This is a genomic window from Exiguobacterium sp. LL15, from assembly GCF_024436095.1.
Classification (GTDB): Bacteria; Bacillota; Bacilli; order Exiguobacteriales; family Exiguobacteriaceae; genus Exiguobacterium_A; species Exiguobacterium_A indicum.
On sequence record NZ_JANFNX010000001.1, the window covers coordinates 1,451,136 to 1,469,455 of the forward strand.

23 protein-coding genes are annotated in these 18,320 nt (G+C 47.1%); 12 read left to right on the forward strand and 11 right to left on the reverse strand.

The annotated features are described in order from the left end of the window. The first annotated feature begins 61 nt into the window (after positions 1-61). The 4 genes from NOM72_RS07500 to NOM72_RS07515 all read left to right on the forward strand — a co-directional run bounded on the left by NOM72_RS07500 (position 62) and on the right by NOM72_RS07515 (position 3,058). A complete protein-coding gene (locus NOM72_RS07500) occupies positions 62-766 on the forward strand; it encodes a type 1 glutamine amidotransferase domain-containing protein (RefSeq protein WP_081637395.1) in 705 nt (234 codons plus the stop codon). A 12-nt stretch (positions 767-778) separates the two neighbouring features. Beyond that, the gene (locus NOM72_RS07505) at positions 779-1,909 is read left to right on the forward strand and encodes a low temperature requirement protein A (protein ID WP_255998516.1); all 1,131 of its coding nucleotides are present in this window, start codon (positions 779-781) and stop codon (positions 1,907-1,909) included. A 144-nt stretch (positions 1,910-2,053) separates the two neighbouring features. After that, on the forward strand, positions 2,054-2,716 hold the full coding sequence (locus tag NOM72_RS07510; protein ID WP_023468141.1) for a type 1 glutamine amidotransferase domain-containing protein: 663 nt from the start codon (positions 2,054-2,056) through the stop codon (positions 2,714-2,716). Between the two features lie 54 nt (positions 2,717-2,770). Then, positions 2,771-3,058, forward strand: coding sequence for a putative quinol monooxygenase (locus NOM72_RS07515; RefSeq protein WP_035397629.1), 288 nt, complete (start codon positions 2,771-2,773; stop codon positions 3,056-3,058). A 70-nt stretch (positions 3,059-3,128) separates the two neighbouring features. On the opposite strand, the gene NOM72_RS07520 is transcribed toward NOM72_RS07515, so the two are convergent. Together NOM72_RS07520 and NOM72_RS07525 are read right to left on the reverse strand one after the other, a co-directional pair. Next, on the reverse strand, positions 3,129-3,983 hold the full coding sequence (locus tag NOM72_RS07520; protein ID WP_255998519.1) for a LysR family transcriptional regulator: 855 nt from the start codon (positions 3,981-3,983) through the stop codon (positions 3,129-3,131). Positions 3,984-4,184: 201 nt separating this feature from the next. Beyond that, positions 4,185-4,535 carry a potassium channel family protein gene (locus NOM72_RS07525; RefSeq protein WP_023468138.1) on the reverse strand — a complete coding sequence of 117 codons (351 nt, stop codon included), beginning with the start codon at positions 4,533-4,535 and terminating at the stop codon, positions 4,185-4,187. A gap of 431 nt (positions 4,536-4,966) precedes the next feature. Between NOM72_RS07525 and NOM72_RS07530 the strand changes: the two genes are divergently transcribed. Next, on the forward strand, positions 4,967-5,461 hold the full coding sequence (locus tag NOM72_RS07530; protein ID WP_052017140.1) for a hypothetical protein: 495 nt from the start codon (positions 4,967-4,969) through the stop codon (positions 5,459-5,461). A gap of 66 nt (positions 5,462-5,527) precedes the next feature. Here NOM72_RS07530 and NOM72_RS07535 read toward each other — a convergent pair whose 3' ends face one another. Further along, positions 5,528-6,559: a zinc-binding dehydrogenase gene (locus NOM72_RS07535; RefSeq protein WP_255998522.1), complete on the reverse strand. Its 1,032-nt coding sequence runs from the start codon at positions 6,557-6,559 to the stop codon at positions 5,528-5,530. A gap of 169 nt (positions 6,560-6,728) precedes the next feature. On the opposite strand from NOM72_RS07535, the gene NOM72_RS07540 reads away from it, so the two are divergent. Both NOM72_RS07540 and NOM72_RS07545 read left to right on the forward strand, forming a co-directional pair. Further along, positions 6,729-7,802 carry a peptidyl-alpha-hydroxyglycine alpha-amidating lyase family protein gene (locus tag NOM72_RS07540; RefSeq protein ID WP_255998524.1) on the forward strand — a complete coding sequence of 358 codons (1,074 nt, stop codon included), beginning with the start codon at positions 6,729-6,731 and terminating at the stop codon, positions 7,800-7,802. Between the two features lie 113 nt (positions 7,803-7,915). After that, positions 7,916-8,353: a hypothetical protein gene (locus NOM72_RS07545; protein WP_055967776.1), complete on the forward strand. Its 438-nt coding sequence runs from the start codon at positions 7,916-7,918 to the stop codon at positions 8,351-8,353. A 43-nt stretch (positions 8,354-8,396) separates the two neighbouring features. Here the strand turns inward: NOM72_RS07545 and NOM72_RS07550 are convergent, their stop codons facing one another. The 6 genes from NOM72_RS07550 to NOM72_RS07575 form a co-directional block, all read right to left on the reverse strand. Further along, on the reverse strand, positions 8,397-8,864 hold the full coding sequence (locus NOM72_RS07550) for a hypothetical protein (protein ID WP_255998526.1): 468 nt from the start codon (positions 8,862-8,864) through the stop codon (positions 8,397-8,399). Positions 8,865-8,988: 124 nt separating this feature from the next. Then, entirely contained in the window at positions 8,989-9,435 is a 447-nt protein-coding gene (locus NOM72_RS07555; protein WP_035397643.1) for a MarR family winged helix-turn-helix transcriptional regulator, read from the reverse strand. 13 nt (positions 9,436-9,448) lie between these two features. Next, a complete protein-coding gene (locus tag NOM72_RS07560; protein WP_035397645.1) occupies positions 9,449-10,654 on the reverse strand; it encodes an MFS transporter in 1,206 nt (401 codons plus the stop codon). A 178-nt stretch (positions 10,655-10,832) separates the two neighbouring features. Next, positions 10,833-11,654 (reverse strand): SDR family oxidoreductase, encoded by an 822-nt coding sequence (locus NOM72_RS07565; protein ID WP_255998529.1) that lies wholly within the window; start codon positions 11,652-11,654, stop codon positions 10,833-10,835. A 25-nt stretch (positions 11,655-11,679) separates the two neighbouring features. Continuing rightward, the gene (locus NOM72_RS07570; RefSeq protein WP_055969464.1) at positions 11,680-13,077 is read right to left on the reverse strand and encodes an aldehyde dehydrogenase; all 1,398 of its coding nucleotides are present in this window, start codon (positions 13,075-13,077) and stop codon (positions 11,680-11,682) included. A gap of 112 nt (positions 13,078-13,189) precedes the next feature. After that, a complete protein-coding gene (locus tag NOM72_RS07575) occupies positions 13,190-13,552 on the reverse strand; it encodes an ArsR/SmtB family transcription factor (RefSeq protein WP_255998532.1) in 363 nt (120 codons plus the stop codon). Positions 13,553-13,801: 249 nt separating this feature from the next. Between NOM72_RS07575 and NOM72_RS16205 the strand changes: the two genes are divergently transcribed. The 3 genes from NOM72_RS16205 to NOM72_RS07585 are packed head-to-tail and all read left to right on the forward strand — an operon-like array spanning position 13,802 to position 15,747. Beyond that, positions 13,802-13,960: a hypothetical protein gene (locus NOM72_RS16205; RefSeq protein WP_162236795.1), complete on the forward strand. Its 159-nt coding sequence runs from the start codon at positions 13,802-13,804 to the stop codon at positions 13,958-13,960. A gap of 26 nt (positions 13,961-13,986) precedes the next feature. Next, positions 13,987-15,213, forward strand: coding sequence for an MFS transporter (locus NOM72_RS07580; RefSeq protein ID WP_055967773.1), 1,227 nt, complete (start codon positions 13,987-13,989; stop codon positions 15,211-15,213). A 15-nt stretch (positions 15,214-15,228) separates the two neighbouring features. Further along, positions 15,229-15,747 carry a GNAT family N-acetyltransferase gene (locus NOM72_RS07585; RefSeq protein ID WP_255998534.1) on the forward strand — a complete coding sequence of 173 codons (519 nt, stop codon included), beginning with the start codon at positions 15,229-15,231 and terminating at the stop codon, positions 15,745-15,747. 191 nt (positions 15,748-15,938) lie between these two features. Here the strand turns inward: NOM72_RS07585 and NOM72_RS16185 are convergent, their stop codons facing one another. Both NOM72_RS16185 and NOM72_RS07590 read right to left on the reverse strand, forming a co-directional pair. Next, positions 15,939-16,733, reverse strand: a complete 795-nt coding sequence (locus NOM72_RS16185) for a CPBP family intramembrane glutamic endopeptidase (RefSeq protein WP_052017141.1) — start codon at positions 16,731-16,733, stop codon at positions 15,939-15,941. Next, complete coding sequence (locus NOM72_RS07590; protein ID WP_255998536.1) at positions 16,730-17,575, reverse strand: MerR family transcriptional regulator; 846 nt, start codon at positions 17,573-17,575, stop codon at positions 16,730-16,732. Before NOM72_RS07590 ends, NOM72_RS16185 begins: the two co-directional genes overlap by 4 nt. A 79-nt stretch (positions 17,576-17,654) precedes the next feature. Here NOM72_RS07590 and NOM72_RS07595 point away from each other — a divergent pair, with 79 nt between their 5' ends. Beyond that, the gene (locus tag NOM72_RS07595; protein ID WP_035397658.1) at positions 17,655-18,002 is read left to right on the forward strand and encodes a DMT family transporter; all 348 of its coding nucleotides are present in this window, start codon (positions 17,655-17,657) and stop codon (positions 18,000-18,002) included. After that, positions 18,002-18,316 carry a DMT family transporter gene (locus NOM72_RS07600; protein WP_255998538.1) on the forward strand — a complete coding sequence of 105 codons (315 nt, stop codon included), beginning with the start codon at positions 18,002-18,004 and terminating at the stop codon, positions 18,314-18,316. Before NOM72_RS07595 ends, NOM72_RS07600 begins: the two co-directional genes overlap by 1 nt. The last annotated feature ends 4 nt before the right edge of the window (positions 18,317-18,320 follow it).

Sequence of the window (18,320 nt, forward strand, 5' to 3'; positions counted from 1 at the left end):
GAACGTGTTTGATACGATGACATTAAGTCATCCATCACACCACGAACAGGAGGATTTTTTCATGAAAACGATCTTACTCGTCGTCTCGAATCCAACCGTCTCATCGACAACACAATGGCCGGTCGGGTTTTGGTTATCAGAGTTGACCCATCCGCTGGAAACGTTTCAAAAACACGGGTATCACGTAACGATTGCAAGTCCAGATGGCGGTAAAGTTGACTGGGATGCACTCAGTGATCCTACTGATCCAAGCGGTTACTCGGCTCATGATCAGCTCTCACTGTCGTATCGGGATAACCCTGAATTTTTGACACGCCTGTCAACGACACCGCGCATCGATGATCTGGACCTCACCGGATTTGATGCCATTCTCGTCGCTGGTGGTCAAGCCCCGATGTTTACGTTTGAACAAGCCACTTCACTCCATGAAGCCTTTCTCGCCTTTTATGGTGCAGGAAAACCATCAGCGGCACTATGTCACGGTACGAGTCTATTACTTTATCTAAAGGATGGCGCGCGCCCGTTCGTCAAAGACAAACGCATGACCGGCTTTACGAACGCGGAAGAAGACTTAGCTGATCAAGCAACAGGCATGCGTGTCATGCCGTTTCGCATCGAGGAGGAAGCGAAGCGTCTTGGTGCGGTGTTCGTCTCCGCCTCCCCGTGGACACCGTTTTCAGTCGTCGATGGACATCTCATCACCGGGCAACAGCAAGAATCGGGACAGGAAGTCGCAATGCGTGTCATCGAATTGCTTGAAGCATAAGGGGGTCTGAACATGCACGAATGGTCACGACCAACGATTCATACGACGACTGGGCACCGACAGGCGTCGTGGATTGAACTGTTCTTTGATCTCGTTTTCATCGCTTCTCTCGTCGAAGCGATTCATTTCGTTGAAGCGCATCTATCCGAAGGCATCATGTCGACGCTTCTACTCTTCTTGGTATTTTTCATCGCACCTTGGATCGTCTGGCGGAGTACGACGTTCTATTCCGATCGCTATGAGGAAAATACAAGCCGCCATCGTCTTCTCTTGATCGCCTTGATGATGCCGATTGGCTTGTTCGCTTACTCTGTTCACCATGTCGTCGAAGGACATGTCGGCTGGTTCGTCCTAAGCTTTATCCTCTCACGTCTTTGGCTCTTATTCATGTGGGGTACTGTCCGAATGACGGAAGAGGCACAAAGAAGAACCTTCCGTATTTTATTGCTCGGACATGGCACCGCGATGCTCCTCGTCACATTCAGTTATTGGGTTGCATTTTTACCGCTCGTCCTGCTTGCTTTACTCATTGAGTTATTTCAGACGCTGTGGACGTTACGTGCTCACGAACAACTTCCCGAGTTGACACGCAATCACTTGCCTGAGCGGTTTGGCTTGTTCACGATGCTTGTCCTTGGAGAAGGTGTCCTTGGCGTGATCGACTTGCTGGCAGCAGGAGAAGATTTATTGTTCCCGTTCTTACTCTTCCTCTATCTCGTCTGCTGTTTTTGGATCTACTACGATCAAGTCATCTACCGCCTGTATCATCCGACCGCCTGGCACATCTATTGGTGGGGAATGTGGAACCTTGGTATCGTGATATCTTTATTGCTCGTCCGTAGCGCTTTTTCAGGTTATGTCGCAACTGATCCAGATGCTGTTCTGCTCTTTTTCAGCGCGACTCTGCTGTTCATTTGGACGACCGGTGGTATCGGATTGACTGGCCAAAAAGATACCGTGTCTGTTCGAATGACGAGACGCTTCCTCCAACTCCGTCTCTTGCTGACATGCCTACTCATCGGAAGTTTCTTCATTCTCCCTCCCCTCTTGTTGCTACTCGTGATGCTCCTGACCTTACTTCTAATCCTCTTTCAGGGGATGTATTATTGGACGACACTTTTACGTCCCTCGTCCGAAACATGATCAACCAGATGGTGCTAATCATCTGGTTATTTTATGTATAAATTTATTTATCAATAAGCTCATTTTTATTAATTTGTTTTTTGATTCATGCGGGCGTATTCTAATCACGTAGCCAATCGGCAAACGAAAAAGGAGGAACATATCATGAGTAAACACATCTTAATGGTCGTCACGAACGCAAAAGAAATGAAGGAAGGTCACGCAACTGGACTTTGGTTGTCTGAGTTCGCGGAAGCGTACATCGAATTCAAGAACGCAGGATATACGGTAACGGTCGCAAGCCCGAACGGCGGCGAATCACCAATCGACGCTCGGAGCCTTGAAGACGAAGTCCCAGCTGAGATTCAAGCGACAGCTCCACTCTTGAAAGAGACACTTGATTTAAAAGCAATCCAGGATTTCTCAGCATTCGATGCAATCTTCATGCCAGGTGGACACGGTACGATGTTCGACTTGCCACAAAGTGATGCCTTGAACAACGCTCTTCGGACATTGTTTGAAGCGAATAAGACGGTCGCTGCGGTCTGCCACGGACCCGCTGGACTCGTCAGTGCGACACTCTCAGACGGAACACCACTCGTCGCTGGAAAGACGATCGCAACGTTCACGGATGAAGAAGAACGCGCGACAGGTCTTGACGTCTACATGCCATTCTTGCTCGAGACACGTCTTCGTGAACTCGGTGCGAATATCATCACGGCTGACAACTTCACGGAAAACGTCCAAGTCGACGGAAACCTTGTCACGGGTCAAAATCCACAATCTACGATTGCGGTCGCGAAAGCCGTCATCAATACACTCAACTAATCAAAACAAGGGATCCTTTGGATGAAGGATCTCTTTTCATAGGAGGTTCTATCGATGATTCAACTGATTGCCCGAATCGAAGCGCATCCGAATCAAGGCGAACAGCTCGCTTCTATCATCGAAGGTGTGATCGTACCTTCGCGTGCAGAAGAAGGGTGCCTGACGTATCAGACACATCGCGCCATCGACAATCCGAACGTCTTCTACTTTTATGAACAATGGCGTGATCAAGACGCTTTCGATCAGCATGTCGCATCACCGCACTATCAAGCCTATCGAGCAGACAGTGCCAATCTCGTCGTTGATCGAAACTTGACGTTCTTAGATGACGTATCAAAGTAATCTGTAATTCATACAAAAAAAGTCCAATCCTCTCAGCATTTGCTTGTGGATTGGACTTTTTTAACTTAATTCAACTTAACGCCTTAATCACCTGTTGCAAAACCGGATCGTGGCGCGAGTCCGTTCGATAGGCGACATATAACTGATTCGTCGCGAATCGTTCCGGTGCAATCCGTTTTACCCGTCCAGCGCTAACCGCTGCTTCGACGAGATAATCGGGCAAAACGCTAATCCCGTGTCCTGCTTCGATGGCTTTTAGTATCGCATCAACGTTCGGTAAAATCATTTCCGGACGGATCCCAGGTCGTTCTCCGAACTGCGTCTGATAGTACCGACGAATGATCGGCAGCTCGAGTCCGTAACTGATCCAGCGCTGACGGTCCATCCACTCCTTTAGATCCGCTTCTGGAACTTCGTAGCCAGTCGGAGCGATCAAATGGAATCGTTCGTCAGCGATCGGGACGTACTGGACGCCCGGCTCATCGATCCGCTTCGTTGCGATGATGAAGTCGAGCTCATTCGTAAGCAAGCGTTGCAACAAGGGAACCGTCAAATCAAAGACTACCGTGAACTGTGCGACGTCGAGCGGTAGCTTCGGTACGATCCCATGCGTGACGAATTCCGTCGGTCCCCCGAACTTCAAGACCGGACGAGGTTGCTCCCCTGCTTCGTACTTCATCTCAAGCGATAACTCCTCAAGCCGATCAATCAATCCGACGACTTGTGTATAGAGGGCTGTTCCCGCGTCCGTCGGAATCATTTGCCGTGGCGCACGGATGAACAAGGATGTCTCCAGTTCTGCTTCTAGTGCCGCGATATGCTGGCTTACCGCCGGTTGCGTCAAAAAACGAATTCTTGCCGCTGCCGAGACGGAACGCTGTTGGTAAACATGAATGAAACTGCGATACCATTCAAAATCAATCATATGGTTTCTCCTTTTGCTTGGTCTTCTTAAAAAGTATAGATTTATTCAATCTATAAGACAAATAACGAATAATTTAGTAAGTCATAAATTTATTTATCGTATAATGAGAGAGGATTTCCAAAATGTTTCGTTAGAAGTTCCTCTATATAGAACTCAACGATTGCTCCGCGGATCATTGCAAGAAAAGCGTCAAATCTGATTTCATTTCTGCTCTTCTTTCTTTTTCTTCTCCCGGTGATATTGTTTTAATGCCATATTGACGTTTACGATGACGGCACTGAGAACACCTACGCCAAGCATGACGTAAACGATCGAAAACAATTTACCGAACGCTGTTTGGGGGACAAGATCCCCATATCCGACCGTTGCGAGCGTCATGACGGAGAAATAAAAGGCGTCCAGAATACTGAACTGTTCGACATTGTGATAGAAGACCGTTCCAATCAAAAAAAGTGCCCCGACCATGATCATCAATGCCTTCTGTTCTTCTTGCTTGAATAAGATACGAATGACATGAAAAAAATTTCGGATCAAAATAAAGAACGCCAGCATGCTCTCTCCTCCTCAGTTCCGTCATCACGGCGCACGTTCATTGAACAATTTCTCTAGTTGGTCAGGATCAAGTTGATTCAAGTCAGAGATCAGGAAATAATCGATTCGTTGTAAACTTTGATCCGTCCGTAGGAGCTATTTGACACCGAGCAACGTCGCGATCAAAATAAAACTACAGTTGTACAGAAACAGATATCTGCAACGAGCGCGTAGGTCATGTTCTGATTCATAATGGCGTAATCGATCGTATAGACCATTGTCAACAAGGCGGTGGCGATTACGACACCGGGAACGTCCGCGCGATCAGTTCGTCACTTAAAAACGTGTCATGCCATTCAAGTCATTGGTTTTTATTTACCCAATTTTTAGTGTCTTCGCCTTACTTCCCTTATGAAAATAAAAAAATCCCTTTAACGAAAGGTACATTGCTCATGAAAAAATTCCGCGGCAAACGCCGTTATTTTAAAAATCTCGAACTGGAATTCAACAGTTTTTCTTCTCCATCCTATATTGATCCAGACGTTTGGTTTAACGACTGGCACGAGCACCCTGACTTTTCTGGACATGGCAACGCGAGTCTGCGCATTCGTAAAGCACATCTTCGGATCGCGTTGAGCGCTATGCAGGACATGCGACAAAAACTAGAGGAAAAACAGATTGAACATCAGCTTTACATAACGATCGTCCTCGAGGATGCTTCACAAGACGCACTACATGTCCACACGCTGAACCCGGACGGAACCCAATTCCCACTCGAGCGGATTCAGTCGTTCCCTCACGCTTCACACGTTCCGACCTGGGTAACGGAACTCTTTCCGAGCAACCGGTATACGATTCATGAATCACAGGAGGAATTGGTTGATGATACGGAAGAGGAGCCTGTCAGCTCGATCGTCACGTTTTTTTACATCTTGCCTAGTCCTTAAATTGACACGAAAACGAGCTATCCTTTCCTGCACAGGAAGAGGATAGCTCGTTTTGTTCGGTTTCTCTTATGGTAGCAAGACGACCTTGCCGAATTTACCAGCTTGTTTGAAGTACGCTTGGGCTTCTCGCGCTTCAGCGAGCGGGAACGTCCGGTCGATGACGGGATGAATCGTCTGCGTCCGAACGGCCTCCAGTAATTTCTCATAATCATGGCGATTGCCAAGGACGGATCCTTGTAGGCGGATATGTTTTAAATAAAGCGTCCGAAAATCGAGCGACGTCACCTGTCCCCCAGACGATCCGGAAATGCAGTACGTTCCGCCACGCTTCAGCAGATCCAGTCCTTGTTTAAACACCGCATCGCCGACGACGTCGAGAATCGCATCGACCGGACCGACTTCTTGCATGACCTGCTGATCCCAGTTCGGCTCACGGTAGGAAACGACCAAGTCCGCCCCGAGTTCGTGCAATTGATCCGTCAGCTTCAAGTCACCGACGAGTGCGACGACACGGGCGCCGAAGACCTGTTTCGCAATCTGGACGTTGAGTGAGCCGACACCACCACTGGCACCTGTTACGAGTACCGTCTGTCCTTCTTGTAAGTCAAGTTGTTCGACCATGTGCCACGCCGTCAATCCACTGACCGAGAAGACGGCACTGTCCGTATAGGAAGCAAGCGGCATGTCGTAACAGAGTTCGAGCGGCCAGCAGACATACTCCGCGTATCCGCCGTCGTACTCGGAACCGATGAACGATAAGTCCTCGGCACTCTGTTCGTCAGCGATTTCTCCACTTGCCGTGAACGGGAACAAGACGACGTCGCGGCCGATTTCCGTCTCGGCGACACCGTCTCCGACCGCGACGATCCGTCCGCTGATGTCTGAACCGGGAATTCGGGGGAACTTGACCCCTTCTGCTTTCCAGCCTGATTCACTCTCCGCACCATAGGCGCCTTCCCGCATCCAAATTTCTGTATTGTTCAAGGCACAAGCTTTGATTTCAATCAGTACCTCGCCTTGTTTCGGTTGTGGTGTCTCTTGATCGATATAGGCGAGATTCTCAAGCCCGCCATGCCCTGTTACGGTAACTGCCTTCATGTTTTTGCCTCACTTTCTTTCTTCCATATGATATCTCTCTTCTTTACCCCTTCATCCTGATTTTAATATCCTGCTTCCGTAACCCGCTGTCTCCTCCTATAGAACGATTCGTCCTCGTTTAATATCTAGATATAATATGGATACGAATTCACGTCTGGAGGAACGATGCATGAAAAAACGATTGATCTTTATAGGGACTTTAGCAACCATCACGGTACTGGGTATTTCCTGGTCGAGAGGTGGCGCAGATCCCGTCATGAAAGACAACTATCCACCCATCCCAAAAGATACGACGTATCGCGGACAGGTCGCTTGGCCACTAGAAACGCGCGATCGTTCGATTGCCGGTGAAGCAAGCGGCGTCGCTGTTGCTCCGAACGGTGACGTCTACTATTTACACCGAGGTAGTAATTCATACGGGGATGACACCTACATCACAGAACCGACATTGATCGTGCTCGACGGAAAGACGATGCAGGTGAAGAAGCGGTTAGGTGCAGGACTATTCAAGTCACCGCACGGTCTCGAAGTCGATGACCAAAACAATATCTGGATTACCGACATCAGTCTGAACCAAGTCTTCAAGCTCGATGCGTCCGGTAAAGTCTTGCAAACGTTCGGAAACGCATATGGTCCGTTCACGGAAGTCGGTCTGCGTATCCGAAACGTCTTGCCAAGCATCCCGCTACAGCTAGATGAAAAGACGTTCGCTCGTCCGACAGACGTCACCGTTTTCAAGGACGGCTCGTTCGCCGTATCTGACGGCTATCGGAATAGTCGCATCGTCATGTTCGATCCAAAAGGAACAGTCAAATGGGAAGTCAATGAACTCGGCAAACAAGACGGACAGTTCAATCTGCCGCATGGGATCAGTAGCGACGATGAGATGAATCTCTATGTGGCGGACCGGGACAACGCCCGGGTCCAAATCTTTAATCAAAACGGCAAACACATCGATACGTGGTCGTCAAAAGAACTCGGTCGACCGTACGGGATCGAAGTCGGTAGGAACGGTAAAGTCTACGTCGCTGATGGCGGAAACTATTTAAATGGACAAAAAAAGAACGCGCAGAGTCAAATCGTCATTTTGAACAAACAAGGAAAGATTGAGAAACGATTCGGTGCGTGGGGCAAAGAAGCGGGACAACTCCGGATTGCACACGACATCGCGGTCGGTTCGGATGGAACGATTTATGTCGCGGAGTTGTTGAACAAACGATTGCAGCTGTTTTCTGAAAAATAATAGGGAACGGAAGTATTTCGAAATTTAAGAAATGAATATCCTTTTTTTCAAAGACACCTCAACTTATCTCGATTTATTTTGGTAAAATAAAGAAAATCCATCGGGGGTGTCTCATGAAACGTGGTCTAACATTAGCCGTTCTACTGGTCCTCGTCGTTTGCGTCATCGTTTTCGAACCGTTCCGTGGTGCGCCACCGAATCCCGAAGTCGAGGCAAACGGAAAGGATGTTCCGACCGTCCAAGGGTCTTACTGCTGGGATAGCTTACTTCGCAGTCGATGCGGTGATAAAATTTACCGCGATGGACTCGATATGGCAAATGGACAAAAAGCAGTTAATGTTTCTGCCGGCGCATCCGTTCGCGTCAAATTATCAGGCAATCCAGAAGAAGTTAAGCTAACACAATGGGACGAACAGAAAAAGAAATCTCCTGTTGTATTGAAAGATGACCAATTCAACGTCCCGACAGAACCTGGTCTCTATGCGTACGAACTAAACTCGCGCTGGAAACAAGGAGACGGACAATTCGGATTCTTACTGAAAGTGCAGTGAAACAATAACCCTCTTGACGTACGATGACGTCAAGGGGGTTATTTCATCCTGCTTGGTGATAAAGTTGCAAAATGCCAAAGACAGTCAAGATTATATACCCTGTCCCGATGAACAGAAAGACCGGGCGAATCAATTGATCCTTCGGTTGGCGCGTAATGCCTTCGAAGAAACAACCGGTGATGAAACCAAGAATCAAGATTCCAAGATACATCAATATGAACGTCAGGATGCGACCTCCAAGACCAGTCTGCAACAAGACTGGCGAGAGCCAGATCAGTATCCCAATAAAACTAGTAAGCCCAAGAATTCCGATCACGATCCCGTATAGCGGTCGTACTGTATTCAAACGCTTGAAAAAACGTTGTCGCTCAACGAGCATCATCGCCGACAGACATGTCAGTAAGAACACTACCAAAAAGTAGAGCGTTTGTGAGATTGGCTCAGTCATCGAGAAGAGTCGCGTGCTGAGTACGACAAGTAGTGGCAATACGCTAAGTATAAAGAATTTCACTGTCATTCTCCTTTCAGTGAATCAATATAAAAGGTGTTTCTGAATCACTTATGACTTAGCGTATCATACAAATCATTCCAGGATTTTCCCATTTGATTCGTTCTGATTATGAAAATCCGTTTACTTACGATCGATGGAGTTCCTGAAATCGATCAATCATGCGCACAAGGGAACGATTGATGATGTCCAGTTCCATTTCGTCAAGAATCGTCGTCATCTCCTCCGCCAATTGCTCTTCAATCTCATCCATCTTTCGCAAGTAGGCTACCCCATTCGTATCGAGTTGGATGAAACTTTCCCTTAAGTTTGCTGGATTCTTTCGACGCTTGATGAATGTACGTTCTTCCAAAATCTTGAGTACTTGACTGACCGCACTCTTCGAGATTCCCATCGTTCGTGCGATTTCCGTCGACGTCCAGGAGTCTTTTCGTTTGAACAATAGCAGTAGCTGTTCCTGTTGTTGACTCAAAGCAAACGGATTCAACGCTGCGAAAAACTTCGCCAGCTGAAGATCTAGTTCATCGATACGCCGATACATCGTCAAGATGTCCTGTTTTTTTGATCCTTCCATTGTTTTCCTCCTGTCATGAAATGTTCCGAAAATCTCGACTTCTGCGATAGAGTAACAGACCACAGACGACACCAATCACTGCGAACGCAATCAGTAGGAACTGGATAGGAATTTCGATCGCGACTAGCAGCGATAAGACCGCGAACGCAATCGGTTCTAGACCGGAAGCGGCAAGCGCCATGATGCTCATGACGCGTCCGATTTTATCCGGATCACTCCGCTCCTGTAAAATCGTCACGGTCGGCAGATAGACGAGCATCAACAAAAATCCACTCATCGCCGCCGTGAAAGCAAGTAACGGAATCGATGCCACCTGGGTGTACAGCAAGAAAGCACCTAACGTCAAAAACAGCGCACGAAAGACGAACCGACCGCGATGAATCGACCTTAGAAACAACACGACGACACTGGCAACAAATGTCCCGACAGCAAGACCACCTTCGATGAGACTGAGATCCGCTGCTGACCCTTTCGCTGCGCCGACGAGAATCGGGATGCTCATGATCAACGGTCCCATGACGAATAGATTGACGATGGCAATCGACAACGTACCGGCACGTAAGACGGGCGTCTCTTTGACATATCGAATCCCTTCACGCAAGTCGCGTAAGACCTGACGTATCGAGAGGACGGAGGTATCAGGAATAGGATCGCGAATTAGCCGCGGCAGGACCAGTACGGCTGCAATAAAGATTAAGATCATCGCTGTCCCGAAGCTCAGTCCAAATCCCCCTTGCGTCAGCAGAAGTCCTGCGAGAAACGGACCGATGACGAACATCAATTCGAGTGATCCTTGAAATAAGGAATTCGCCCGCTGTAATTGCGACGCAGGAACCAGAGACGGCAACAAGGACGATAAAGCAGGATAAGACATGCCATCCAAAATGCCAAACACGACAGAAATCAACAAGAGTGTCCCGACCGAGTACGCATCAGCGTAATGTAAAAGAACGACACCGAGCATCAAGAACGCCTGTCCGAGATTCGTCCAAAAGAGAAGACGGCTTTTTTGGAATCGATCCGCGAACACGCCACCAAACACCATCATGATGACTCGGGGCAACGACACGGCAGTTAATATCAGACCAAGCAAAGCGGGCTGTCGCAAGACATCAATCGTCAACCACGACACACTCAAGAAGAAGATTGCAAAACCGAGCGTTAATGTCATACCGGACAACCACATGAAGACAAAGCGTTGATTCCTCAGCACTGCCATGAATCAGACTCCCTTTCCTTATAGTTAAGTTAACTAAACTATATGAATCGACCGATCGCTTGTCAACGGATCAATCGGTTAACGAGGCTGATTCAAAAGTCAGTCTCTATAAAAATAAGGATGGCAGAATGATGATCTGCCACCCTTACCGCATTCTTTTTGCGTCAGTCTCGACTAATCATGCTTTTTCGATGACACGACGGACGATCCGGAAAAAGACCGCGTGCGGCAAAAATCGTTTCAATCGAATTAAGTTCGCTGCGTTCTTACCGACAGGATAACGCATCTTTTTCGAGTCATCCATCACGGCACGGTGAATCGCACCCGCGACGACTTCCGGTCCTTCGGCTTCTTCTCCTGCTGCGTTCGAATTTTTGAGTGCCGTTTTCATATAGATGGCGTAATCCGCGATGTCCGTTTGCACGAGATCTTGCGACCGTCCGTAGAAGTCGGTCTTGATCGGTCCTGGTTCGATCAGTTTGACGGCGATCCCGAGCGGAGCAAGCTCATAATGCAACGATTCCATGAATCCCTCGACAGCCCATTTCGAGCTGTGGTACAGGCTATAGATTGGAAACGTGACTTGTCCCCCGACGGATGTCACGGTCACGATCTTCCCCTTTCGCTGTTTTCGAAAGAGCGGCAATGCCTGACGCGTCACGTTCATGACGCCGAAGACGTTCGTATCGAATTGACGCTTGATTTGCTCCGGTGTCGCCTCCTCGAAGATGCCGACCGCACCGTACCCTGCATTGTTCAACAGGACGTCGATCGTACCGAAATCGTTCGTGATAGCTTCAAAGGCTAGACGAATGCTCCTCTCGTCCGTGACATCTAGTGCATACAAGCGAACACCTGGTAATGAGGCGAGGTCACTTGACGTCTCCGGCTTTCGCATCGTTGCTGCGACTTGCCATCCTTCCTGACTGAACCGTTCGACGGTTGCCCGTCCGATTCCGCTAGATGCTCCCGTGATGACGATCGTTTTCTTTTGTTTCATTGTGAATTCTCCTTTGTAGTTTGACTTAGCGTGCAAAATAACGTTTTGCGATGGTCATTTTTTTCGATGTGTACGGCGCGTAGCGTAACGATGGATCAAGTTTCGTCGACGTTTTGACGATGCTCTTCGCATGCGAGAACGTCTCAAAGGTGTGTCTGCCGTGATACGCCCCCATCCCGCTACTACCGACTCCACCAAACGGCAGTTCAGCGTTCATCAGATGCACCATGCCATTGTTGATACATCCTCCTCCGAACTCGACGTGCTCCAAGAAGTAGGATTCCATCTCCAGTGATTCCGTATAGAGATATAAGGCGAGTGGATAACGGTTGCGGCGAATGATCGAGACAGCTTGTTCCGGTGAGCTGAACGATACGATCGGAAGTAACGGACCGAAGATTTCTTCTTTCATGATGTCGTCCTCAAGCGATACAGCGTCAAGCAATGTTGGCTCCACGTAGCGATCCGCTAAATCGATTCGTCCTCCGTGAACGATCGTGCCTTGTTGCATCAGACGTTGCAGAGCGTGTACGCGGCGCTCATTGATGATGCGTCCATAACTTTCACTCATTTGTGGATCCGCTCCGAAAGCACGTCTGATTTCTGCTTTTAGCAACTGGATCAACGCATCCTTGACCGTCTCTTCAACGAGCAGATAATCCGGACAGACACACGTTTGACCAGCATTGAAAAATTTCGACCAGACGATCCGTTTCGCTGTTATCTGCAGATTGGCACTCTTATCGACGATGACGGGACTCTTCCCGCCAAGCTCAAGTGTCGCCGGTACCAGTTTGGCAGCCGTCTTCATGGCGATATGTCGTCCGACACCCGGGCTTCCCGTAAAGAAGACATGGTCGAAGCGGAATCGATCGAGTAACTGGTCACCAACGACTGCCCCATCACCGAGGACGACACTGATATAGTCTGGATCGAACGTCGTTGCGATGAGCTCTGCAATCAAGCCCGACGTATGCGGTGTCAAATCCGACGGTTTCAAGACGATGCAATTCCCGGCTGCGATTGCGCCGATGACGGGTGCAAGCAACAATTGGAACGGGTAATTCCATGGTCCGATGATCAAGACGACGCCGAGCGGATCGTGCCGAATGAAGCTCTTTGACGGCTGCAGGACGAGTGGTGTTGCGACTCGCTTCGGCTCCATCCAGCGCGCCAATTGTTTTTTCGCTTCACGTAGCTCTTGATAGAGCACGCCGATTTCTGACGTGTAAGCTTCAAATGTCGGTTTTCCTAAATCTTTTGCTAATGCTACGAGAATCCGTTCTTCGTTTGATCGGACTAACTGTTCCAGCCGTTCGAGCTGACGTAACCGAAAATCGATCGTCTTCGTTTTCCCTGCATCAAAGAACGCACGTTTCCCACTATAGACTTCTTCGGTTACGGCTTGATCTTGTAAAATCATGGTTGGATGTTGCATCATTCATCGCTCACTTTCATTATGTTCTTTCGTTTAAACATTTAAACGTTTAGTGTAAAATCAAACTCTCTTCTCATGTGTGAGAAAAGAGCCTCGTTCAGCGTAGGATACAATCTTCTTCAATGGCTGCCGTCAATGTTTTTAAGACGTTGACCGCTTCTTGTAAAGTCAGATAATAGTAGTTCTCCGTACCGACTTTCTCAGAAGTGACGATTCCTGCTGCCCGCAATACTTTCAGGTGATGCGAAATCGCTGGTCGAGATAACGAAATTTTTTCATCCAATTGACTGACGTTCAAACGATCGTACCGTGCCAATTCAATGATGATCGCTTGACGATTGACATCCGATAAGACTTGAAAGATCGGAATCGCATCTTGAAAATACCCTACCGCTGCGTCTAGAGCTTGTACATCCTGTTCATTTTTTCTCATAGCGCCTCCGTTTAAACGTTTAAACATTTAAATTCATGCTCCTAATTTACAATCCTTTCTTTCCGTTGTCAACTGATTCATTTCAATTTCCTATTTACAGGTTCAGGAAACTCATGATAGGATGGTAAAAATTACATGATTCAAACGCGTCGAAGAGAACAGTACGTCATCTCGGCTTTTCCTAGAGAGCTCCGATTGGTGGAAAGGAGCATCAGCCATTGACCGAACCAAGCCTCTGAGCAGCACGGTGGAACCGAATCGGGGATATCGTGACGGGTGCTCCCGTTATCGAGCTCAGGTATTTGCCGTTTGAAAACGGTCGTACCGATGAAGGCGATACCGGTGACGGTCTCGCGAACAGGGGTGGCACCACGACACGTACAGTCTCGTCCCCAAGACCAACGTCTTGGAGGTGGGATTTTTTTATTGGCTTAAAACACAATAAAAAAGGAGTGTGTCATATGTCGAATTGGAAATACCCTGGGTTGCTATTACTTGGTGTCGGTGTTTCGAACGTCGGTGCTTGGATCTACTTCATCGCCTTGAATTTAATTGTCCTTGAACGAACGGGATCAGCGTTTGCCGTCTCCGTTCTCTATATTTTATTGCCGATTTCCGCGCTGTTGACGAGCCTCTGGTCCGGTAGTGTCGTCGATCGGATCAATCAGCGCCGCTTGCTCGTCATGCTTGACGTCTCGCGTGCCGGACTCGTCTTTTCACTGACACTGATCGATTCGTTGTATGTCCTCTATGCGCTCGTCTTTATCCTGAACATCGGCAACACACTGTTTGAGACATCGTCATTGATCTACATGACGAAGCTCGTCCCGGAGACGAGTCGCCAACGGTTCAATGCGTTGAAGAACTTTATTCAATCAGCCGGCTTTATTCTCGGACCGTCGATTGCTGGATTCTTATTTTTGATCGGTTCTCCGGAGACGGCAATCATCCTGAATGCGGGAGCGCTGTTGTGTTCTGCAGCCTTACTGTTCGTATTGCCTGACGTCCGTCTGGCGGCGACTACAGCGGTCACCTTCTCACTCCGAGTGATTCTCGCGGACTGGAAAGAGACGCTTCAGTTTGCACGGACGCGTCGCTATATCACGCTCGTCTACGCCTTCTATGCGCTGATGATCGTCCTGATGAGCGGGCTCGATTCGCTCGAAGCCTCGTTTGCGACGATTGTTCTGCAGCTGGATGAGAGTACGTATGGATTTCTCGTCAGTATCGCCGGAATCGGTATCATCTGTGGTTCTGCCGTCAATGCGACCTTCACACGTCGCTTGTCGCTCCGCTTCTTGATTCAATTTGGAGCACTGATGACACCGATCGGATATTTGATCTTTGCCACAGCGACATCGTTCCTGACGGCAGCAATCGGCTTTTTCTTGCTGACGTTCGCCCTTGCGTTTGCGAACACCGGCTTCATGACGTTCGCTCAAACGCACATTCCGGTCGAAACGATGGGACGATTCCTCAGTAGTATCCACGTCGTCCAGTCAGCTGGTGTCATTCTCTTGACGGCGTTGATCGGTTTCTATGCGGAGACCTCAATCCGCTTGACGTATGCCGTCGCTGCAGTCAGCTTCCTGATCATCGGTGGATGGATCGTTTGGATCGTCCAGGATCGAACGAAACGGCATTATTTTACGACGGAAACGGACGAAACGATCAAGCTTTCGTCATGAGAAAGGAAGGTAATCATGAACCTGACCGCAAAACGAATTTTCCTCCGTCCGATTGACGTGACCGATGCACACGTCTTATTCGAACAAACCCAGGATGAGACATTACGTTATTTGACTGGTACGACAGCAACGTTTTCGATTGAACAGATCGAACAGCACATTCTTTCGATTCAAGCTGATCCATCGCGCTTCGATTTCGCCATCTGTTTGAATTCCGGTGAAATGATTGGTGAATGTTCCATTTTAGACATTGAGGCAGAGTTGAAACAAGCGGGCTTTCGTATTTCGATGCGTGCCCTCCCCTGGACCGGTCAAGGATACGGGACAGAAGCGATCGCGTGTATCATCCGGTTTTGTTTCGAGGAACTTCGACTTCATCAACTTGAACTTGAAGTGTTTTCGCATAATGAGCGAGCCATCACTGCGTATAAGAAAGTTGGTTTTGAAATCGTTCAGAGGAACGTTAACGTCATGATGAATGAGCATGACTTCGCTGATGAGATCATTATGCGAAAGGTAGCAATTAACTCTTAGAAAAATGATAAGAAGATGGTGAAATTCAAATTTTCAAAAATTTCATCGTCTTTTTGTTGTTTTTTGGGGGACACATGATTTGTTAAATTCTTTTGTTATGTAGTGATTCAAAATGACAATCAGTATCTTAATCCATCCTTATGTTCACTAGTATGCATTTAGAACAGCCTACTCTGATGTTGGTTTAGCATTTATAAAATCCATCCATTCCAAACCATTCCTACGTTGATTACAAAATGAAAACAAATGGTCGGATAGATGCTGTTGCTCTTTATAACGACCCACGAATAATATAGTCCACCAATGGAAAACAGAACTGTGAACACTAAAGAGATACCGAGTGTTAGATGCAAGATACCAAAAATGAGACTTGTCACAACTATCGCATAGCGAGTCGAGACTATATCTTTCAAGAAAGTAAGCATCGCTCCTCTATACAGTAATTCCTCGATTGTTGCATTCACTAGAGAAAAAAATAAACTAAAAAAGATCAAACGTGAAGTCAGTTCGAGTGGTGAATCAAAGAAAAGCGGAAAAAAGACACTACACGATCCTAAAATCCCCAAAAATAAAAACGTTCTCATAGAAAGGGTATGTCGCGGAAACATAATATGTTCCTTAAAGTTTGGAAAGCGGAGGAAAATCGAAAATAACGACCGTCGATGATGAGTGATTAATACGAATATTACAAATGGAATCAAAATCAAAAGTAAAGAAATCCGATGAAGTAAAACGAACTGAGTGTTCGAAATACCAGATAGTTTAAAGTACGATAGAGCATACTCGTAGAATGCAAGACCTACCAAAAAAATACTAAATAAACCGGCAACTGATGCGTACTTCCTTCGGCAAATGAATATAAGCATCAGTGCTGTAGTACAAAACAATCCGACTATTAACCAACTTTGAATCCATGCGATGACACCACTAAAGAATAGAACTGTTATTAGAAATATTGATCGCGTTGATTTCTTCGATCCATTCATATCTGCACCGCCCTTTTAAAAGCAATTGGAATTTGAATTTCAAACAACGATTCATCCAACCGATCTGTCACCGAAACATCCACCTCGACCATCTGAATTGCCTTTCCGTCAATTCTCATCTCATTCTTTTCAAGATAATCCTTCGCCTGTTTTAAACTTTGCGTACGATCCCAAACCTGTCCGAAGTGACGTAAACATACATAATATCCTGCTGGAACACGAATGAGATTCATCTCTGGATAATCATTTGGAAATGCTGTTTGTGCCATCAGTATTGAAGTAGGTGCGGCACCTGCTTGGATTTGCGAATCGACATCAAATAAGAGACCCAAAAAACTCCCTGCGACAAGCGATACGTGAAGCTCTAATAATTTTTCAATCTCAATCGTCGCATAACTCAATTCAATATCATCTGCCACCTCGTCATGTGTCGTTAAAAAATAGCGTTCCTCGATATAACGGACGTTTGGTTGTGGTGTTTTTCCCTCTTCAGCAATTCTTTTTAGATACGTCGTCTTCAGTTGTAAACTACTCTCGATTCGGACTAGTTGTTTGATTTTCCTTTGTAATTTCGTTTGGTGCGATTCTATGATCGATAACGATTTTTCTAAGTTTCGTTCCACTAAGAACGTACGAATTTCTTCTAAACTCAGACCAATCTCTTTAAGTTCGCGAATTGTACCCAGGACCTCATATTGATGAATCGAGTAGTAGCGGTATCCGGTCGTCGCATCAATCCGGTGAGGCTTAATTAATCCGATTCGGTCATAATGCCGCAGTGTTTCCGCTGTCATATGTCGTAGTTTCGCCATTTCACTGATGGATAAAAATTCTTTATACATTAGTTGATCCTTTCGTATTGACCTTTGTGTTACACAAAACTTTATACTTGGACTCAAGTTAGATAAAGGAGTGATTCAGATGAATCGAAATTGGGTCTTCGTCCTAATCGCAGGACTGATTGAAATTGGTTGGGTAATTGGATTAAAACACGCTACTTCACCGCTTGAATGGGGTTTGACGTTCATTGGAATCGTCGCTAGTTTTGCACTCATCATCAAAGCAACTTCCACACTTCCTGTTGGTACAGCGTATGCCGTCTTCACAGGAATCGGAACAGCAGGAACGGTTCTCGTCGGAGCGGCTTTGTTTGGTGAACCACTGTCACTTGTGAAGCTGTTATTGATCGCGACGTTGATGTCTGGTGTCATCGGATTAAAATTATCAACATCCGATAAAAAATCCGCAACGAAAGGAGCACATGAATAATGGCTTGGATTACATTAATCTTTGCAGGACTTTTTGAAGTGATTGGCGTCTCGAGCATCAATCGACTCAATCGTGAACGTAACACGTCATCGTTTTTAATTTTCATACTGTTCTTCGGATTGAGCTTCACACTACTGTCACTTGCGATGAAGACCATTCCGATGGGCACGGCTTATGCAGTATGGACCGGAATCGGAACAGTTGGAGCGACCATCCTTGGAATGGTGATGTTCAATGAAGAGAAGTCATTCAAACGCATCCTCTTTCTCAGCATGATCGTCCTCTCTGTTATTGGCCTAAAGTTTCTTGAATGATACT